The 17,648-nt window shown below is 35.7% G+C and carries 17 protein-coding genes; 12 read left to right on the plus strand and 5 right to left on the minus strand.

Features of this window, described 5'->3' with window-relative positions:
- Nucleotides 1-51: 51 nt before the first annotated feature.
- The 10 genes from atpG to ACIQ0M_RS02815 all read left to right on the plus strand — a co-directional run bounded on the left by atpG (nucleotide 52) and on the right by ACIQ0M_RS02815 (nucleotide 10,759).
- A complete protein-coding gene (gene atpG, locus ACIQ0M_RS02770) occupies nucleotides 52-909 on the plus strand; it encodes an ATP synthase F1 subunit gamma (protein ID WP_396149487.1) in 858 nt (285 codons plus the stop codon).
- An 89-nt stretch (nucleotides 910-998) separates the two neighbouring features.
- Nucleotides 999-3,341, plus strand: coding sequence for an alpha/beta fold hydrolase (locus tag ACIQ0M_RS02775; RefSeq protein ID WP_396149489.1), 2,343 nt, complete (start codon nucleotides 999-1,001; stop codon nucleotides 3,339-3,341).
- 118 nt (nucleotides 3,342-3,459) lie between these two features.
- Nucleotides 3,460-3,891: a GNAT family N-acetyltransferase gene (locus tag ACIQ0M_RS02780; RefSeq protein WP_396149491.1), complete on the plus strand. Its 432-nt coding sequence runs from the start codon at nucleotides 3,460-3,462 to the stop codon at nucleotides 3,889-3,891.
- The gene (locus tag ACIQ0M_RS02785; protein WP_396149493.1) at nucleotides 3,888-4,307 is read left to right on the plus strand and encodes a hypothetical protein; all 420 of its coding nucleotides are present in this window, start codon (nucleotides 3,888-3,890) and stop codon (nucleotides 4,305-4,307) included. Before ACIQ0M_RS02780 ends, ACIQ0M_RS02785 begins: the two co-directional genes overlap by 4 nt.
- A gap of 38 nt (nucleotides 4,308-4,345) precedes the next feature.
- Nucleotides 4,346-5,800, plus strand: coding sequence for a lipopolysaccharide biosynthesis protein (locus ACIQ0M_RS02790; RefSeq protein WP_396149549.1), 1,455 nt, complete (start codon nucleotides 4,346-4,348; stop codon nucleotides 5,798-5,800).
- Nucleotide 5,801: 1 nt separating this feature from the next.
- Nucleotides 5,802-6,236, plus strand: a complete 435-nt coding sequence (gene dut, locus ACIQ0M_RS02795; RefSeq protein ID WP_396149495.1) for a dUTP diphosphatase — start codon at nucleotides 5,802-5,804, stop codon at nucleotides 6,234-6,236.
- An 80-nt stretch (nucleotides 6,237-6,316) separates the two neighbouring features.
- Nucleotides 6,317-7,327: a sugar phosphate nucleotidyltransferase gene (locus ACIQ0M_RS02800; protein ID WP_396149496.1), complete on the plus strand. Its 1,011-nt coding sequence runs from the start codon at nucleotides 6,317-6,319 to the stop codon at nucleotides 7,325-7,327.
- Nucleotides 7,328-7,387: 60 nt separating this feature from the next.
- The gene (locus ACIQ0M_RS02805; protein ID WP_396149498.1) at nucleotides 7,388-8,737 is read left to right on the plus strand and encodes a tetratricopeptide repeat protein; all 1,350 of its coding nucleotides are present in this window, start codon (nucleotides 7,388-7,390) and stop codon (nucleotides 8,735-8,737) included.
- Nucleotides 8,737-9,510 (plus strand): DUF4292 domain-containing protein, encoded by a 774-nt coding sequence (locus ACIQ0M_RS02810; protein WP_396149500.1) that lies wholly within the window; start codon nucleotides 8,737-8,739, stop codon nucleotides 9,508-9,510. The genes ACIQ0M_RS02805 and ACIQ0M_RS02810 overlap by 1 nt, the downstream gene beginning before the upstream one ends.
- Nucleotides 9,511-9,520: 10 nt before the next feature.
- Nucleotides 9,521-10,759 (plus strand): murein hydrolase activator EnvC family protein, encoded by a 1,239-nt coding sequence (locus ACIQ0M_RS02815; RefSeq protein WP_396149502.1) that lies wholly within the window; start codon nucleotides 9,521-9,523, stop codon nucleotides 10,757-10,759.
- Between the two features lie 40 nt (nucleotides 10,760-10,799).
- Here the strand turns inward: ACIQ0M_RS02815 and ACIQ0M_RS02820 are convergent, their stop codons facing one another.
- Both ACIQ0M_RS02820 and ACIQ0M_RS02825 read right to left on the minus strand, forming a co-directional pair.
- Nucleotides 10,800-11,309, minus strand: coding sequence for an acyl-CoA thioesterase (locus ACIQ0M_RS02820; protein WP_396149504.1), 510 nt, complete (start codon nucleotides 11,307-11,309; stop codon nucleotides 10,800-10,802).
- A gap of 111 nt (nucleotides 11,310-11,420) precedes the next feature.
- Entirely contained in the window at nucleotides 11,421-12,377 is a 957-nt protein-coding gene (locus tag ACIQ0M_RS02825) for an SPOR domain-containing protein (RefSeq protein WP_396149506.1), read from the minus strand.
- 221 nt (nucleotides 12,378-12,598) lie between these two features.
- Between ACIQ0M_RS02825 and dprA the strand changes: the two genes are divergently transcribed.
- Nucleotides 12,599-13,702, plus strand: coding sequence for a DNA-processing protein DprA (gene dprA, locus ACIQ0M_RS02830; protein WP_396149508.1), 1,104 nt, complete (start codon nucleotides 12,599-12,601; stop codon nucleotides 13,700-13,702).
- Here dprA and ACIQ0M_RS02835 read toward each other — a convergent pair whose 3' ends face one another.
- Both ACIQ0M_RS02835 and trpS read right to left on the minus strand, forming a co-directional pair.
- Nucleotides 13,703-14,134 (minus strand): hypothetical protein, encoded by a 432-nt coding sequence (locus ACIQ0M_RS02835; protein ID WP_396149510.1) that lies wholly within the window; start codon nucleotides 14,132-14,134, stop codon nucleotides 13,703-13,705.
- Between the two features lies 1 nt (nucleotide 14,135).
- Nucleotides 14,136-15,107, minus strand: coding sequence for a tryptophan--tRNA ligase (gene trpS / locus ACIQ0M_RS02840; RefSeq protein WP_396149512.1), 972 nt, complete (start codon nucleotides 15,105-15,107; stop codon nucleotides 14,136-14,138).
- Between the two features lie 268 nt (nucleotides 15,108-15,375).
- Here trpS and ACIQ0M_RS02845 point away from each other — a divergent pair, with 268 nt between their 5' ends.
- Complete coding sequence (locus ACIQ0M_RS02845; RefSeq protein ID WP_396149514.1) at nucleotides 15,376-16,116, plus strand: lysophospholipid acyltransferase family protein; 741 nt, start codon at nucleotides 15,376-15,378, stop codon at nucleotides 16,114-16,116.
- 86 nt (nucleotides 16,117-16,202) lie between these two features.
- Here ACIQ0M_RS02845 and ACIQ0M_RS02850 read toward each other — a convergent pair whose 3' ends face one another.
- Nucleotides 16,203-17,540: an ammonium transporter gene (locus tag ACIQ0M_RS02850; protein ID WP_396149516.1), complete on the minus strand. Its 1,338-nt coding sequence runs from the start codon at nucleotides 17,538-17,540 to the stop codon at nucleotides 16,203-16,205.
- Nucleotides 17,541-17,648: the final 108 nt, after the last annotated feature.

Genomic DNA, 17,648 nt, shown 5'->3' on the forward strand with positions numbered 1-17,648 from the left:
AAGCGAACAGACTATTCACTAATTACTATTCACTAATCACTATAAAAGAAAATGGCAAATTTAAAGGAAATCCGTAATAGAATTAGTTCCGTTTCATCCACGATGCAAATCACATCGGCGATGAAAATGGTTTCTGCCGCAAAGTTGAAAAAGGCTCAAGACGCCATTACAGCTATGCGACCTTATGCCGAAAAATTAACCGAAATTCTACAAAGTCTAAGTGCTTCCATGGAAGGCGAAATTGGTGGAGAATTTACAGCACAACGTGAGATAAAAAAGGTTTTAATTGTGGCCATTACTTCCAACAGAGGTTTGTGTGGAGCATTTAACACCAATGTAATCAAACAAGTAAAAGTAGTAGCTGATTCGTATACTGGAAAACAAGTAGATGTTTTTGCTATCGGTAAAAAAGGAAATGATGTTTTGGGAAAAACCAGTTCTGTTATTGCTAACAAAAGTGAAGTTTTTGATGCGTTGACTTTTGAAAATGTAGCAGCCATTTCTGAATTATTAACAGAAAAATTCATTTCTGGCGATTACGATAAAATCGAAATAGTTTACAACCAGTTTAAAAATGCGGCGACGCAAATCGTACAAACGGAACAATTTTTACCGTTAGCTCCTGTGGTTGGTGCTGCTACTGCAAGCTCCGATTATATTTTTGAACCATCCAAAGAAGAAATTGTGTTAACATTGATTCCAAAATCATTAAAAACACAATTATACAAAGCCATCCGCGATTCATTTGCTTCCGAACACGGAGCTCGTATGACCGCCATGCACAAAGCAACGGATAACGCAACCGAATTGAGAAATCAATTGAAATTAACCTACAACAAAGCTCGTCAAGCCGCAATTACTAATGAAATTTTAGAGATTGTTGGTGGAGCAGAAGCCTTGAAAGGATAATCAAAATAAAAATAACATACATTTAAGAAAGTCACGTGAATAGCGTGACTTTTTTATTTTATATCTTTGAGAATCTAATTTTTTTAAAGATGAAATTTTACGCTTCCGTTTTTGCTTTTTTACTATTCCAAACCATTTTCTCTCAAACATTATTGTTGCCCGACATCATGAAAGGGGATGAATTTATCGGTCATCAACCCGAAAATCACCGTTGGTCAATTGATGGTTCTACGGTTTATTTTGATTGGAATCCGAAAAACGAAAAAGGAAACAGTACTTTCTTCTGGAAAAAAGGAATGAAATTGCCTGAATTGCTTCAAAAAGACATCTCCTTTACGGAAGAAAATTTTGAAAACCAAAGACAATTTAATGAAGTTTATTATATTCAAAATGGCAATTTGTTTTCGTATGATAAAAAAGCAAAAACGCATAAAAAAGTAATTGTTTCATCGGGCAGAATTTCAAATGTACAACGAAGTGATAATCCGAAACTCATTTTCTTCCAACAGAACAATAACATTTTTCAATTGAATTTGACTGATTTTTCGATGATTCAACTCACCAATTTCAAACAAGGAAAAGAATCGGAAAAGAAAGAAAAAGAGAACTTTTTAAGCAATCAACAAAAAGAATTATTTCAATTTGTAAACGATCAAGAAGCTCTAAAAGAATGGAATAAGTCCAAATCAGAATCAGAAGAAAAAGCTTTTCCAAAAGAATTTTTTTATGATAAAGTGTCGATGGAACAACTGACACCTTCACCAAATGGAAAATTTGTCACATTCAGACAATCGGATTATCCCACATCCAACCCAACCAAAGTCGAACAATTTATTACTGCCGATGGTTATACCAAAAACACGAATGCTCGTTCTAAAGTTTCAACAGAAAATTTTTCCAAACACAAATTTGGTGTTTATTCTGTCGAAAAAGATTCCGTTTCTTTTGTGTCATTTTCTAAATTGAGCGGAATTTCTGAATTTCCGGAATATTACAAAGAATATGATAATTTAAAGGATAAAGAAAAAACCGAGAAAGCCATTGTCATGCAAGCTCCAATTTTCAACCAAGATGGCAGTTTAGCCGTTTTAGAAATCCGAAGCCAAGACAACAAAGACCGATGGATTGTGCAATTGGATTTGAATTCGGCTACCATCACCGAACTCGACCATCAACACGATGAAGCGTGGATAGACGGTCCGGGAATTCCGGGTTATGCTTTCAGTCAAGGGATTTTAGGTTTTTTAAAGGATAATCAAACCATTTATTTTCAATCGGAAGTGAGCGGTTATTCGCATTTGTATGTGATGAATCTCAAAACCAAACAAAAAAAGCAACTTACCAAAGGTAATTGGGAAGTGCGTCAAGTAAAACTTTCTAATGACGGGAAGTCATTTTATCTTACTACAAACACATCACATCCCGGCAACAGAGAATTCCATAAGTTAGATATTGCTACGCAAAAAATGACTCCGATTTTAACTAAAGAAGGAGCTCACGAAGTAGAAATTTCTCCCGACGAAAAGACCTTGCTGGTTCGTTATTCTTCTAAAAATAAACCTTGGGAATTGTATGTTGCTGATAACAAACTCAACACGACGTTGCAGCAAATTACTTTTTCAACTACCAAAACGTTTGATAGTTATCCCTGGAAATCGCCTGAAGTTATCACGTTCAAAGCCAAAGACGGAACGGATGTTTATGCCCGAATGTATGAACCAAAAACGGAAAACAAAAACAAAGCCGCCATCATTTTTGTTCACGGAGCAGGTTATTTGCAAAATGCTCATAATTTTTGGAGTAGCTATCACCGCGAATATATGTTTCATAATTTATTGACTGATTTAGGATATACGGTTTTAGATATCGATTATCGTGGAAGCGATGGATATGGTCGCGATATTCGAACCGGAATTTATCGTCACATGGGTGGATTAGATTTAGAAGATCATTTGGATGGAAAACAATACTTGGTTACTCAAAAAGGAATTGATGCCACACGGATAGGGATTTATGGTGGTTCCTACGGAGGTTTCATAACACTTATGGCATTGCTTACCAAACCGGGAGAGTTTAAGGCTGGAGCAGCTTTGCGATCCGTAACGGATTGGGCTCATTACAACCACGGTTACACCGGGAACATTTTGAACTTTCCGGAGACAGACCCAAAAGCGTATCAAAAAAGTTCACCCATTTATTCTGCAGATAAATTACAAGATAAATTGTTGATGATGCATGGAATGGTAGACAGTAATGTACAATTTCAAGACGTGGTTCGTCTGTCGCAACGATTTATTGAATTAGGGAAAAAAGACTGGGATTTGGCTATTTATCCGGTGGAATCACATGGATTTAAAGAAACGTATTCGTGGGTAGATGAATACACTCGAATTTTGAATTTGTTTAATGAAAATTTATTGACGAAGGATTAAATAGCAATAATTGATTCACAGATTATTTTTTTTTAAAATCAGCGAATCAGCGGCATTAAAAAAAAGAATTGAAAAAGAATAATTTGTTTTAATTCGTGCTTAAAAAATAAAAAATAAAATGCAGCTAAAAGAAATAACAACCAAAGCAGAAATGCTTCAACAATTGCCTTTAATTCAACAATTGTATCCCGAATTTACCGAACAAATTTATAGTGATTTGTTAGATGAAATGTTGCCTAATAATTACAAACAAATAGTTGCTTTTGAAAGCGAAACACCGGTTGGACTTTCCGGTTTTTGGGTGGGAACAAAATTGTGGTGCGGAAAATATTTAGAATTGGATAATGTGATTGTTCATCTCAATCACCGCTCGAAAGGAGTTGGCAAATTATTGACAGAATATTTAAATAAAAAAGCAATTGATTTAGGTTGTAAGGTGGTGGCTTTAGATGCGTATACGAATAATTTTCCGGCACATAAGTTTTACTATAATCTAGGATTTGTGCCAAAAGGCTTTCATTTTGTTAAGTTTTTAGAGGTGAGAGAATGAAAAATTTATCAATTTTCGTCTTATTGATTTTGGTGGGCTGTTCTCCAAAAGAGACCTTCCAAACCCAATTTCCCATTCCAATTGCTGATTATTATTATGAAATAAACGGAAATAAAACCTATTTTATCATCGAATTTCAACAACCAATTCCGAGTGAAATTAAAGTTAAAAAACTCTATTTTCTAAATCAATATGAAGCAATTAAAATGCTTTCAAACCAAAAAGCGGGAGCTATTTTCATTAAACCGGATTTAATTCTCGATGCAAATCCTGAAAAAGAATACGGAAATCAAGCACCCATTCCTCAAAAACAACGATTTCAAATCAATTACACCGAAGCTGTTTTAGAATTCACTCAAAACAACAAAATAAAACACTACAAATTCACTAACGTGACCGAAAAATCAAATAAATAGTTAATTTTGCTTGATTGCAAATAAATTCAACAGCCAATTTGGGACTTTACAAATCACTATTTAAACAAACTGCTATTTATGGGCTGGCTACCGTGCTTCCCAGAATGTTGAGTTTTTTGTTGGTTCCACTTTACACAGATGTGCTAAAAACAGGAGAATATGGCGAAGTCTCCATTATTTTCTCTTGGTTAGTTGTTTTCAATGTTGTTTTGTCATACGGAATGGAAACTTCCTTTTTCCGTTTTTATAATACTAATGATGATAAAAGAGCAGTTGTTGGCACATCAACAATTTCTATCTTTTGGACAACCATTGTGTTCTTAATAGGTTCTCTATTATTCCGAAATACGTTAGCAAATCTAACCGGAATAGACGTAGAATATATTACCTACACGATTTGGATTTTAGTATTAGATGCATTGGTCATTATTCCGTTTTCTAAACTCAGAGCTTATCAACGATCGATAGTTTATGCCATTATTAAAATTGGAAATGTCGCAACCAACTTAAGCTTAAATGTTTTCTTTTTGTTGTATTTACCAAAAATTGCAGCAACCAATCCGGATAGTTTTTTAGGAAGTTTATACGTAGAAAATTTTCAAATTGGATATATATTTGTGGCGAATATTATCGCTAGTTTACTAACTTTAATCGTTCTTTCGCCTAATTATTTTCATATTCAGTGGCATTTTGATACTCAACTGTGGAAAAAAATGCTTCGTTACGGTTTCCCAATATTAATTGCAGGTTTAGCATTTGCCATCAATGAGCATTTTGATAAAATTTTATTGGACTGGCTCAATGTGAGTAAATCAGAAATTGGAGCTTATTCCGCTTGCTACAAAATCGGCTTGTTCATGGTTTTATTCAGAACAGCCTATACGTTAGGAATTGAACCCTTTTTCTTTAGCTATGCAAATAACGAAAATGCTCCACAAACCTATGCCGATATCACCAAATATTTTGTGATTTTCGGGTCATTAATTTCATTGTCTGTCATCGTGTTTTCAGATATTTTAAAATTATTTTTAATACCGAATGAAACGTATTGGTCGGCCATGAAAGTCGTTCCATTGATTGTGTTAGCGAATTTCTTTTTAGGAATTTACACTAATCTTTCGGTTTGGTATAAGTTGACCGACCGAACCAAAATAGGAGCTTATATTTCAATTGTTGGTGCTATTGTTACCTTATCAATCAACTTTTTATTAATAAAGAAGTTCAGCTATATGGGTTCTGCCATTGCAACTATTGCGGCGTATGGCAGTATGATGGTAATTTCGTACTATCTTGGAAATCGTCATTACCCAATTCCGTATGATAAAAAAAAGATAGGAGGTTATCTCGGACTTTCCATCTTGTTTTCTTTTGTGTATTTTTACGGTTTTAGACAAAACTATTTTGTTGGGATTGGATTGCTAATCATTTTCATTTATTTTGTTTATCGAAATGAGAAAAATGTACTTTTGCGAATAGTAAAAAAATCACCTTAAAATGAACATCAAAATCATCAATAAATCGCAGCATCCATTACCAAACTATGAAACAATTGCTTCAGCCGGAATGGATTTACGAGCCAATTTATCCGAACCAATTACATTAAAATCATTAGAACGAACCATCGTTAAAACCGGTTTGTTTATAGAGCTTCCTATTGGTTGCGAAGCTCAAGTTCGTCCGCGTAGTGGATTGGCCGCCAAAAAAGGAATCACCGTGTTAAATTCACCCGGAACAGTTGATGCCGATTACCGTGGAGAAATTGGAGTTATTTTGGTAAATTTGTCAACTGAAGATTTTATCATCGAAAACGGCGAACGTATCGCTCAGTTAATCATTGCCAAACACGAAAGAGCCGAATGGGTTGAAGTGAACGAATTAACTGAAACATCCCGCGGAGAAGGCGGCTTTGGCAGCACAGGTGTTAAATAGCCGTTGGCTTCAGCCATCGGAAAAAGATAAATAATAAATTACCGTTGGCTTCAGCCATCGTAAAAAATAGATATAAAAATATGAAGATAATAGTACCAATGGCCGGACGCGGCTCACGTTTAAGACCTCATACCTTAACAGTACCAAAACCATTAATTCCGGTAGCGGGAAAACCAATTGTTCATCGATTAGTCGAGGATATTGCCGGTGTTTTAAACCAACCTATTGATGAAGTAGCCTTTATCATCCACGAAAGTTTTGGTAAAAAAGTAGAAGAAGAATTAATCGCTATTGCTCAAAAATTAGGTGCAAAAGGCTCTATTTTTTACCAAAATGAAGCTCTAGGAACCGGTCATGCCATTATGTGTGCCAAAGATTCATTGAGCGGACCTGCGGTAATTGCTTATGCGGATACGTTAATTCGTGCCGATTTTGATTTGGACACATCCGCTGATAGTGTAATTTGGGTGAAACAAGTCGATCAACCGGAAGCTTTTGGTGTGGTAAATTTGAATGCAAAGGGTGAAATCATCGAATTGGTAGAAAAACCAAAAGAATTTGTATCCGATTTAGCAGTCATTGGCATATACTATTTCAAAGATGTTGCCGTTTTAAAAAATGAGCTTCAATCTGTTCTTGACAACAATATCATTCACGGTGGTGAATACCAAATTAATGACGGGATTAAACAAATGATGGCAAAAGGCATGAAATTTGTACCCGGTAAAGTAGACGAATGGATGGATTGCGGAAACAAAGATGTAACCGTTGAAACCAACACTAGAATGTTAGGGTTTTTACATAATGATGGGGAACAGTTAGTTGCAGGTGATGTTAAATTAGAAAACGCAATCATTATTCCTCCTTGTTATATTGGAGAGGATGTAATTTTGATTAATGCAACCGTTGGGCCAAATGTATCGCTTGGAAAAGGATGTCATGTGATTGATTCAACCATCAAAAACAGTTTGGTTCAAACCCATGCACACATAAAGAATGCTATTTTAGATAATGCTATGATTGGAAATCACGCTTCTTTTGATGGGAAATTTACAAGCATTAGTATTGGGGATTATTCCGTTTTAGAATAAAAAAATAATAAATAGTGCTCGCTCCCCTCTCCCTTGGAGAGGGGCTGGGGGTGAGGTAAAATGATAAAATACATATTTCATATCACAATCTTCCTTGGAATTCTTTTCCAATCTATAACCACATTCTCTCAAGAAGAGCCGGAAGACATTGCATTGGAAACAAGCGAATTTCAGGTGGCTTTTTACGAGTCTTTGCGAGAGAAAGGGATTGAAAATTATGATAAAGCAATAACCGCTTTGCAAAAATGTTTATCCTTAGAACCCAATAATCCGGTAGTACATTTTGAATTGGGAAAAAATTACCTCTATCAAAAAGACTATAAAAACGCTAACGACAGTTTTGAAAAAGCTACACAATTAGATCCGAATAACCGTTGGTATTGGGTGGGTTTATATGATGTTTTTTATGCCACTCGCGATTATACAAATGCGATTGTCATCATGAAAAAGCTTATCCAATTCAAAAAAGAGTATAAAGAAGATTTGGTTCCGTTGTATATGTTTACGCAGCAATATGATGAAGCCTTAAAGTTAATTAATGAATTGACAGAAACAGTAGGCAAAACAGAAATTAGAGAACAATTCCGCAGTCAGATAAAAACAACCACTCGCTACCAAGGACAGGAAACCGAAAAACTTTTGCAAGCCATTAAGAACAATCCTAAAGAGGAAGATAATTATGTGGCGTTGATTTATTTATATTCAGAGAATAATCAAGAAGATAAAGCGTTGGAAATTGCTAAAATGTTAGAAAAGGAAATTCCGAATTCTGATTGGGCACAAGTCAGCTTGTTTAAATTTAATATTGATAAGAATGATGGGAATAATGCTGCTTCGGCGATGCATAAAATTTTAAAAAGTCCTAAAATCGACCGAAAAATAAAACACCGAGTTTTTAATGAGTTTTTAATTTTTACCAAAAACAATCCTTCGTTTTCCGCTGAGTTAGAAAATGCGATTACTTACTTCAATAACGATCGAGAAGTAAAAGTGGCCAAAGAAGTCGGCAAATTCTACCAACAAAAAAGTGATTGGGTGAATGCAGTGAAATATTATGAAATATATGCCAAATCCAATCCGGATGATTTAGATAACACGCTTTTGCTTTTTAATGCGTATGCACAAAATAATCAATTTGAAATTTTAGCTAAAAACGCAGAAGAGAAAGTTGAATTCTACCCCTTGCAACCTGATTTGTATTATTATGCCGGTTTGGCTAATAATCAACTGAAAAACTTTAAAAAAGCAAAAGATCAATTAGAATCCGGAGTAGATTATATTGTCGATAATAAATCCTTAGAAGCTAATTTTTATATTCAATTAGGAGAAGCATACCATGGACTGGGCGACGCCAAGAAAAAAGAAAGTTATTTTATCAAAGCCGACAAACTTTTAAAAGAAATTAAATAATGAAAAAGTCTGTATTCGCCTTAGCACTTGTTTTTATATTGGTTGGATGTAAAGCTAAAAAAGGATTAGTCGAAGCAAATGCTTCCGATGATTTGGCCACACAAAATATCATTCAAAACCATTATGATGTTAAGAAAGATTTTTCAACGGCATACATTCGGGCGAATGCAAAATACAAAGACAAAAATCAATCGTTGAGTTTTTCGGCAGAAATCAGAATTAAAAAAAACGAAATGATTTTGGTTAGCATTCGTTTTTTAGGGATAACAATGGCGAAAGGTTTAATTACGCCCACTGAAGTGAAATACTATGAGAAAAACGGAGGCAAGTTTTTTGAAGGCGATTATACTACTTTAAGCAATTGGCTCGGAACCGATTTAGATTTTTATAAAGTGCAAAACATGCTCATCGGTCAGGCGATGGACGATTTGCGAAAAGGTAAATATGCAAACACGATTGAAAATAAATTATACAAACTGAAAGACATTAATGACAAGCAAAACGTAAAGTCTTTCTATTTTGAAGCGTCCAATTTTTTAATCAAACGACAAGAAATTGAACAAGTAGCTAAAAATAGAAAGTTGAACGTATATTATCCCAACCATAAAGAATATGCGGAAGCCATTTTACCATTAAACATTCTAATTGAAGCCAGTCAGGAAAATGAGAAGAACACCATTTCGTTAGACTATAATTCGGTTACATTTAATGAAGAACTTTCTTTTCCGTACAGTGTGCCCAGTGATTATGAACAAATTTTTATAGAAAATTAAAGCTCCAAACATGATAAAGTCGGTATTGACATTTTTGCTTATTCTTTCAAGTTCAATTCTTTTTGCACAAACGGATGCTCAAAAGAAATTGGAAAAGCGAAAAGAACAATTGTTGGAAGAAATCAGACTAAATGAACGCATTTTGCAGGAGAATAAGAAAAAAGAAAAGTCGGTTGTTAACGTCATTCAACAGCAAAAAGCAAAGATTGATTTACGCGAAAAATTGATTCAAACCAATGAAAAACAAGCAAAATTGCTCACCGATGATATTTATACCAATCAAATAAAAATCAACAAATTAAACAAAGAACTAGAGGCTCTTAAAGAAGATTATGCGAACATGATTGTAAAATCATACAAGAGCCGTTCCGAACGAAGCAGAGCAATGTTTCTACTGTCGTCTAAAGATTTTACACAAGCTTACAAGCGTGTCCAATACATGAAACAATATGCCGGTTATAGAAAAAGCCAAGGCGATGAAATTAAAGTAAAAACAACAGAGTTAGAGGTTTACAATGTAAAATTAGCCGCACTTAAATCTGAAAAAGAAAAAATCATCCAAGAACAAGAAAAAGAAAAATTAGTTCTTGTAAAAGAGAAGCAAGAACAGGAAAAATTGGTCAAATCAATCAAAAAAGACCAAAAGAAAATTGTTGCCGATATCAAGAAGAAGCAACAAGAGGCAAAAGATATCGACAAGAAAATTCAAAAAGCAATTCGTGATGCTATCGCAGCTGAAAATAAAAAAACAGCCAAAAAAGAGGGTACAAAAACAAAATCAACAGGTTCATCTCCCACAAAAATTGTATTAACCGCTGAAGGCAAAATAGAGTCGGATAATTTCAAAGCCAATAAAGGGAAACTACCTTGGCCTGTGGAAAAAGGATTTGTTTCTTTAAAATTTGGTAATCAACCACATCCGGTCCAGCCGTCTTTAACAATTCACAGTAATGGTGTGGAAATTACGACAGAATCAGGCTCTTCAGCCCGAGCTGTTTTTGCTGGAGAAGTGATGCTTATTCAGGTTTTATCTCCCATAAATAAAGCGGTTTATATTAAGCATGGTGATTTTATCACAGTGTATCAAAATTTAAGCACCGTTTCTGTAAACAAAGGAGATAAAGTCGGTTTAAAACAAACCATCGGAAGAATCCGTACCAACGAATCTACCGGAAAAACGGCAATCAAGTTTTCGGTACTGCAAAATGACTCTTTCTTAAATCCGCAAAGTTGGCTGTATAATATGTAATCAAAAAGCCTGAAAGTTTTAAATTTTCAGGCTCTTTTATTTAAACGAACAATGCTTTTAATTCGGTAGCATCGTGTGGCTTCATTTTTCCGGCTAACACCAAACTCAATTGTTTTCTTCGCAAAGCGGCGTCAAATCGTTGCTTTTCTAATTCTGTTTGTGGTTCAATTTGCGGAACCGGAATAGGATTTCCTGTTTCATCTACCGCCACAAAAGTATAAATCGCTTCGTTGGCTTTGGTTTTGTTTCCGGATTCACGGTCTTCAATCCAAACATCAATATAAATTTCCATGGAGGTGTTAAAAGCTCTTGAAACTTTTGATTCCACGGTTACCACACTGCCTAAAGGAATGGCTTTGTTAAATGCAACGTGATTCACCGAGGCCGTCACACAAATTCGTCTGGAATGACGTCGTGCAGAAATACTAGCCGCTCTGTCCATTCTGGCGAGTAATTCTCCACCAAAAAGATTATTCAACGGATTGGTTTCACCAGGCAAAACAACGTCAGTTAACGTTGTAATGGAGTCAGAAGGATATTTTACTTGCATGTTGAATTTTTTTTGCAAAGGTAAAAAAACAACCTTGAATCTTTTGGAGTTATTCCAAATAAAAAAAGCCCCATAAGTGAAGCTTTAATTAAGATTGTTCGGGCAAAGGGTTTATTGTTCTAACGATAAAACAAGCATCCAAGCTTCTTTATTGTGCGATTGTTTAATGGATTGTAAAGCGGTTTGAGCTTTTTCAATTGATGGATAACTTCCATAAATTACAGGATGTAAACCATGTTTATTCGGAGCTATTTTTTTGGCATTATAACCCAACTCTTTTAAGGATTGTAGAGCTCTTTCAGCATTTCTCTCTTCTTTGTAAGCTCCGGCTACAATGTGGTAATGAAATGAATTATCGCTTTCTTCTTCCACATTCATAGAAACAGATGGAATCGGACTTTCAATAAAAAAAGTTGCTTGTTGAATTTTATCTTCTACTTTTTGTTGAACGCTTTTTTCTACTAATAATGTCTCCGTTGCAATTTTATTTTCATTCCAATCATACCACTGCTTACCCAAAGCACCTGTGATTCCTAAACTAACAGCAAAAATGGCTGCATATTTAATCCAAGGATTTGATTTACTTCTTTTTTCAGGTGTAAATTGAATTGGAGCTTTTTCCTCTAATTGTTCTACTTCTTTTTTAAACGTTTCGCGTTTGATTTGTGGAGAAACAAAAGAAGTTAAACCAAAAGAATGCGTAGAATAATTTAAACTGTCTGCCGGTTCAAAAAGCAAACTACTTTCACTGTTTAAAGAAAGTTTACCAATGTTTTTAAGCAAAATGGATTCACTTTTTTGAATGGTATATTTCCAAGATGTTACTTCTTCTTCAATCAAAGCAATGGCTTTTTCATAATCAATTTTCTCTGCAAGAGCGATGTGATTAGCCAAAAGACCGTCATTGTTTTTTAAATGAAAATTAAATGAAATTACTTTTTTTGGCGGATAAAAAGTGTTCGTGTCTTCAGAAAGATTAGCCGAACGGTTTTCAGTTAAAAACGCACCAAAACCAGGAACCGTAACACACTGGTACCGATATAATAATTGGGATATATACTGCTCCATTCTCATAGCAACAAAGAAAAAATATTCAACTGCCGAATCAAAATTTTATCCACAAATTTTATTAACAATTTAAGGCAAATTGATAACTATTTCGGCTTCATTGAATTAGATTTCTTACAGGCTTTTCTAAAGTAATCCAAATTCACTTTTTGTGTAATTTTTTTGTCAAAAATTTTTAAGAAATAGAAAAAAGATGTTTCTTTGAAATTCAATTATACGCCATGACAGATTCTGAATTATATTTCACGCTTGCGTTGCTTCAAGTAGAAGGTGTTGGTGACATTGTTGCCAAAAAACTCATTCATCACTGCGGTTCTGCAGAAAAGGTTTTTCAAACTAAAAAGAACAAGTTAGCAACCATCGAGGGTATCGGGGAGGTTTTGATTAAAAAACTAACTGATGTATCCGTCTTTAAATTGGCCGAACAAGAAATAAAATTCATTGAACGCGAAAACATTACTTTCTGCTCTTTTTTAGATGAAGCGTATCCTGAACGTCTTAAACACTGTATCGATGGGCCAACCGTTTTGTTTTCTTCAGGGGAAATTGATCTACATTCCAAACGAACCATCAGCATTGTTGGAACTCGACAAATCACGAGTTACGGCATTGATTTTTGCAAAAAGCTGATTGAAGATTTATCACCCTTAAACCCGGTAGTTGTGAGTGGTTTCGCCTATGGTGTGGATATTGTCGCTCATCAGGCAGCCATGGAAAACAACCTGCAAACCATTGGCGTGTTGGCTCACGGGTTGAATCAAATTTACCCTAAATCGCATAAAAAGTACATCGCTAAAATGGAGCAAAACGGCGGTTTTTTTACCGAGTTTTGGAGTTCTTCGAATCCGGACAAAGAAAATTTTGTGAGAAGAAATCGTATCGTAGCCGGTATTTCAGAAGCGACCATCGTGATTGAAAGTGCCGAGCGAGGAGGCTCACTCATCACCGCAACGTTAGCCGGCGATTATAACCGCGATGTATTTGCGGTTCCGGGACGAACTACCGATAAATATAGTTTGGGTTGCAACAATTTGATTAAAACCCAACGGGCTCATCTCCTCACCTCGGCAGCCGATTTGATTTATATTTTGAATTGGGAATTGGATGCAAAACCCACTAAATCAGTTCAAAAACAATTGTTTGTTTCCTTGGAGGAAGATGAACAAAAAGTCTATGATTATCTGTTGAAAAAAGGCAAAGAACAGATGGATATTATCGCTTTGGAATGCGATTTTCCCATTTATAAAATATCAGGGATTTTATTGAATATGGAATTGAAAGGAGTTGTTCGTCCGTTACCGGGAAAATTGTTTGAAGCGATTTAATTACTGCAATTTTTCCCAAACCACCTCATATTTGGCATATTGACCGTTTTCGATGGCTTCGATGATATAAATTTTTGGAAAAAGTTGATTGATGTCTTTTTTAAATTTTTCTTCTTCCTCGCGGGAAATCATTTCGTCTAACGTAATCATTTTATAACCGGCTACTACTGAACCATCGACCGTTTCAAAATGATTTTTTTTGAATTCAAACACAAAAATATTTCGGCATAAAATAAACCGAGTGATGTTGATTTTACGATGTCTCTTTTGCGAATAATCCAGTTTAATCTTTTTAACCGGCTCCACTCGCTTCACCGGAAATTGACAGCTTGTTGTTTCATTTTGGTTAAATAAAATATACACCGGTTCCTGCTTCTGGCTAAAACCAAAAGCAAAAAAGAAAAGAACAAAAACCGTGATATATTTTTTCATCTTATAAAAATCCTAATTTGTTACGCACGCGTTTCAAAACACCATCGGCAATTTTCCCCGCCTTGGCAGCTCCTTCGGCTAAAGCGTTATCCACTTCGGCTAAGTTTGCCATATAATATTGATATTTTTCTCTTTCCGTTTTAAAACGCTCCAAAACCAATTCATACAAGGCTTGTTTGGCATGACCGTAGCCGAAATTTCCACCTAAATAATTGGCGGTCATTTGCTGAACTTCTTCTGCAGAAGCCACTAATTTATAAATAGCAAAAACCTTACACGTTTCGGTATCTTTGGGTTCTTCCAGCGGTTTACTGTCGGTTTCAATCGACATAATTTGTTTGCGTAAGGCTTTATCATCTAAAAAGATATTGATAATATTTCCTCTGGATTTACTCATTTTGTGTCCGTCGGTGCCGGGGACATACATGGTTTCTTTTTGAATTTGAGCATCCGGGAGCACAAATGTTTCGCCCATTTGGTGATTAAAACGGGAAGCTACATCACGGGTAATTTCCAAATGTTGCAATTGGTCTTTTCCCACCGGAACAACTTCGGCATCATACAACAAAATATCTGCTGCCATCAACATTGGATAGGAAAATAAACCTGCGTTTATGTCTTCCAAACGGTCGGCTTTGTCTTTAAAGGAATGAGCCAATGTCAATCGTTGAAAAGGGAAAAAGCAACTCAAATACCAAGCTAATTCTGCCGTTTGCGGCACATCGCTTTGACGGTAAAAAACAGCTTTATTGATGTCTAACCCGCAAGCCAACCACGTTGCAGCCACACTGTAGGTGTTTTGACGAAGATTTTCGCCGTCTTTAATTTGTGTAATGGAGTGCAAATCGGCAATAAACAAAAACGATTCGTTTTCCGGTTTGCTTGCCATTTCTATTGCAGGCAAAATCGCTCCTAATAAATTTCCTAAATGGGGTGTTCCGGTGGCTTGTATTCCGGTTAATATTTTTGGCATAAGGAATGGGTTGTAAAAACGCAAATTTCGGAAAGTTTTTGAAAAACACCACTACTTATTATGGTTAAAAATTTTTTTGCCACAGATTCTCAGATTTTAACTCATTTTTAATCTGCGAATCTGCGGTAAAATTTCATAATATAACCTTGTGTTCATTTGGTCTGCAAACCAAATCTAGGGTCTTCAAAATCTCAATTGTTTAGTTAATACGGGAATAAACTTATTTTTATGATTTTAAAATCACTTTGCTTTCCTTACATTTGGCTTCATGAAAATTGTTAAACTACTTTTTTGGTTGCTTTGGCGGATATGGTTTTATATCGTGTTGGCATCCATTATCATTCTGCTTTTTCCGCTTTTAATCATTTCTATTTTAAAAGAAGAATGGTATCCGTTTTTCTTCCGTTTGGCACAGCTTTGGGCCTGGGGAATTCTCTACGCCATGGGATTTTATCCCAAAATTGTTCGTGAACAAGAGTTTAAAAAGGGAGAAAGTTATATGTTGGTCGCTAATCATACCTCCATGACCGACATTATGTTGATGTTGATTATCGCCAAAAACCCCTTTGTTTTTGTGGGGAAGAAAGAGCTTTCCAAAATCCCGTTATTCGGGTTTTTCTATAAACGAACGTGTATTTTGGTGGACCGCGACAGTCCGAAAAGCAGAATGGAAGTTTATCAAAGAGCCCAAAAACGATTAAATCAAGGCTTAAGCATCTGTATTTTTCCCGAAGGATTGGTGCCGGAAGACGAGTCAATCGTGTTAGCAGACTTTAAAGATGGTGCCTTCCGATTGGCGATTGAGCATCAAATACCCATTGTTCCGATGACATTTTATGACAACAAAAAACGGTTTTCCTATACTTTTTTTAGTGGAAGTCCCGGGATAATGCGAGCCAAAGTCCACGAATTTATTCCCACCGCCGGATTTACCGTAGATGATAAAAAAGCTATCCGAGACAAAGCATGGGATGTAATTTACAAGGAATTAACAAAAGAAAATAATTAAATTTTGAACCATATAAGTCATATAAGACTAAAGCATTTCAAACTTATATGACTTATATGGTAAATTAATTACCCATTTTTTTAGTATTAAAATTGCTCATCGTGTTGCGACACATCCAAACCGATTTGTTCTGATTCTTCCGAAACACGAAGTGGAATAATAAAATTGGTGACTTTATATAACAACATTGAGCCAAAGAAAGTGAACACCGCCACTAGCACCAACGCAATCATATGGTGACTAAAAACGCCCCAACCGCCGTGCAACAAACTGGCATTCTCGCCTTGGGCAAAAATAGCGGTTAAAATCATTCCCATTATTCCGCCTACGCCGTGACAGGCAAAAACATCTAAAGTGTCATCAATGGATTTTAGTTTTTTCCAATACAACATTTTGTTGGAAACGATTGCGGCTATAAAACCAAAGAATATACTTTGCGGAATAGTCACAAATCCTGCAGCGGGTGTGATGGCAACCAAACCAACCACCGCACCAATACAAGCTCCCATGGCCGAAACTTTTCTACCGTTTAATCGATCAAAGAAAATCCATGTCAGCATAGCCGATGCCGAAGCAACCGTTGTCGTTGCAAACGCCATCGCCGCCGTTGCATTGGCTGCCAGAGCAGAACCGGCATTAAATCCGAACCAGCCAAACCAAAGCATTCCCGTACCCAGCAACACAAACGGAATGTTAGTAGGAATATGATCGCTGTTTTTTCGTTTGCCTAATACCAGAACACCGGCTAAGGCGGCAAAACCAGCACTCATGTGCACCACTGTTCCCCCGGCGAAATCTTTTACGCCAAAATAAGTGCCTAACAAACCATTGGGATGCCAAACCATGTGGCACAGCGGCGTATAAATAAACAAAGTGAACAAACAAATGAATAACAAATAGGATATAAACCGAACGCGTTCTGCAAACGAACCGGTAATAATGGCCGGCGTTATGACGGCAAATTTCATTTGAAACAGAGCAAAAAGAATGAACGGAATGGTGGAAGCCATTTTGGCATGAGGTAAAACACCTACTTGGTCCATAAAAGCAAATTGAAACGGATTCCCGATTAAACCATAATGTTGTCCGTTCATGGTAAAGCCATACGAATCACCAAAAGCTAAACTGAATCCTACAATGACCCAAAGAAGCGATACTACACCCAAACAGATAAAACTTTGCAACATGGTGGAAATCACATTCTTTTTACCTACCATTCCACCATAAAAAAAGGAAAGACCGGGCGTCATTAGTAAAACTAAACAAGAGGAAGTGAGTAACCAAGCCACATCTGCGGTGACAATGGTGTCGGCAGAATTAAAGATGGCTGATTCTGTAGCGGGCGTACTTTCCCAAAATAAACCACTAATTGCTGCGATGCTGATTAAGATAAAAAAAATAATCCAACGTTTTTCTATTTTCATAATTAACCCTATTTTTTTTAGGGGTAAAAATAATAAAAAAGTTAAATAATAAAACTTATACCCTTAAAAAAACAACCAAAACACATAATAATTCATAAAAAATATTGA

The sequence above is a fragment of the Flavobacterium sp. genome (assembly GCF_044339515.1).
Taxonomy (GTDB): domain Bacteria; phylum Bacteroidota; class Bacteroidia; order Flavobacteriales; family Flavobacteriaceae; genus Flavobacterium.

Excerpts from the sequence above, each read along its gene's own strand:
- atpG (WP_396149487.1), top strand. The coding sequence starts at position 52 with ATGGCAAATTTAAAGGAAATCCGTAATAGAATTAGTTCCGTTTCATCC.
- ACIQ0M_RS02810 (WP_396149500.1), top strand. The coding sequence starts at position 8,737 with ATGAAAAAGTCTGTATTCGCCTTAGCACTTGTTTTTATATTGGTTGGA.
- dprA (WP_396149508.1), top strand. The coding sequence starts at position 12,599 with ATGACAGATTCTGAATTATATTTCACGCTTGCGTTGCTTCAAGTAGAA.
- ACIQ0M_RS02800 (WP_396149496.1), top strand. The coding sequence starts at position 6,317 with ATGAAGATAATAGTACCAATGGCCGGACGCGGCTCACGTTTAAGACCT.
- ACIQ0M_RS02805 (WP_396149498.1), top strand. The coding sequence starts at position 7,388 with ATGATAAAATACATATTTCATATCACAATCTTCCTTGGAATTCTTTTC.
- dut (WP_396149495.1), top strand. The coding sequence starts at position 5,802 with ATGAACATCAAAATCATCAATAAATCGCAGCATCCATTACCAAACTAT.
- ACIQ0M_RS02815 (WP_396149502.1), top strand. The coding sequence starts at position 9,521 with ATGATAAAGTCGGTATTGACATTTTTGCTTATTCTTTCAAGTTCAATT.
- ACIQ0M_RS02850 (WP_396149516.1), bottom strand. The coding sequence starts at position 17,540 with ATGAAAATAGAAAAACGTTGGATTATTTTTTTTATCTTAATCAGCATC.
- ACIQ0M_RS02835 (WP_396149510.1), bottom strand. The coding sequence starts at position 14,134 with ATGAAAAAATATATCACGGTTTTTGTTCTTTTCTTTTTTGCTTTTGGT.
- ACIQ0M_RS02785 (WP_396149493.1), top strand. The coding sequence starts at position 3,888 with ATGAAAAATTTATCAATTTTCGTCTTATTGATTTTGGTGGGCTGTTCT.
- ACIQ0M_RS02845 (WP_396149514.1), top strand. The coding sequence starts at position 15,376 with ATGAAAATTGTTAAACTACTTTTTTGGTTGCTTTGGCGGATATGGTTT.
- ACIQ0M_RS02775 (WP_396149489.1), top strand. The coding sequence starts at position 999 with ATGAAATTTTACGCTTCCGTTTTTGCTTTTTTACTATTCCAAACCATT.
- ACIQ0M_RS02780 (WP_396149491.1), top strand. The coding sequence starts at position 3,460 with ATGCAGCTAAAAGAAATAACAACCAAAGCAGAAATGCTTCAACAATTG.
- trpS (WP_396149512.1), bottom strand. The coding sequence starts at position 15,107 with ATGCCAAAAATATTAACCGGAATACAAGCCACCGGAACACCCCATTTA.
- ACIQ0M_RS02825 (WP_396149506.1), bottom strand. The coding sequence starts at position 12,377 with ATGGAGCAGTATATATCCCAATTATTATATCGGTACCAGTGTGTTACG.
- ACIQ0M_RS02820 (WP_396149504.1), bottom strand. The coding sequence starts at position 11,309 with ATGCAAGTAAAATATCCTTCTGACTCCATTACAACGTTAACTGACGTT.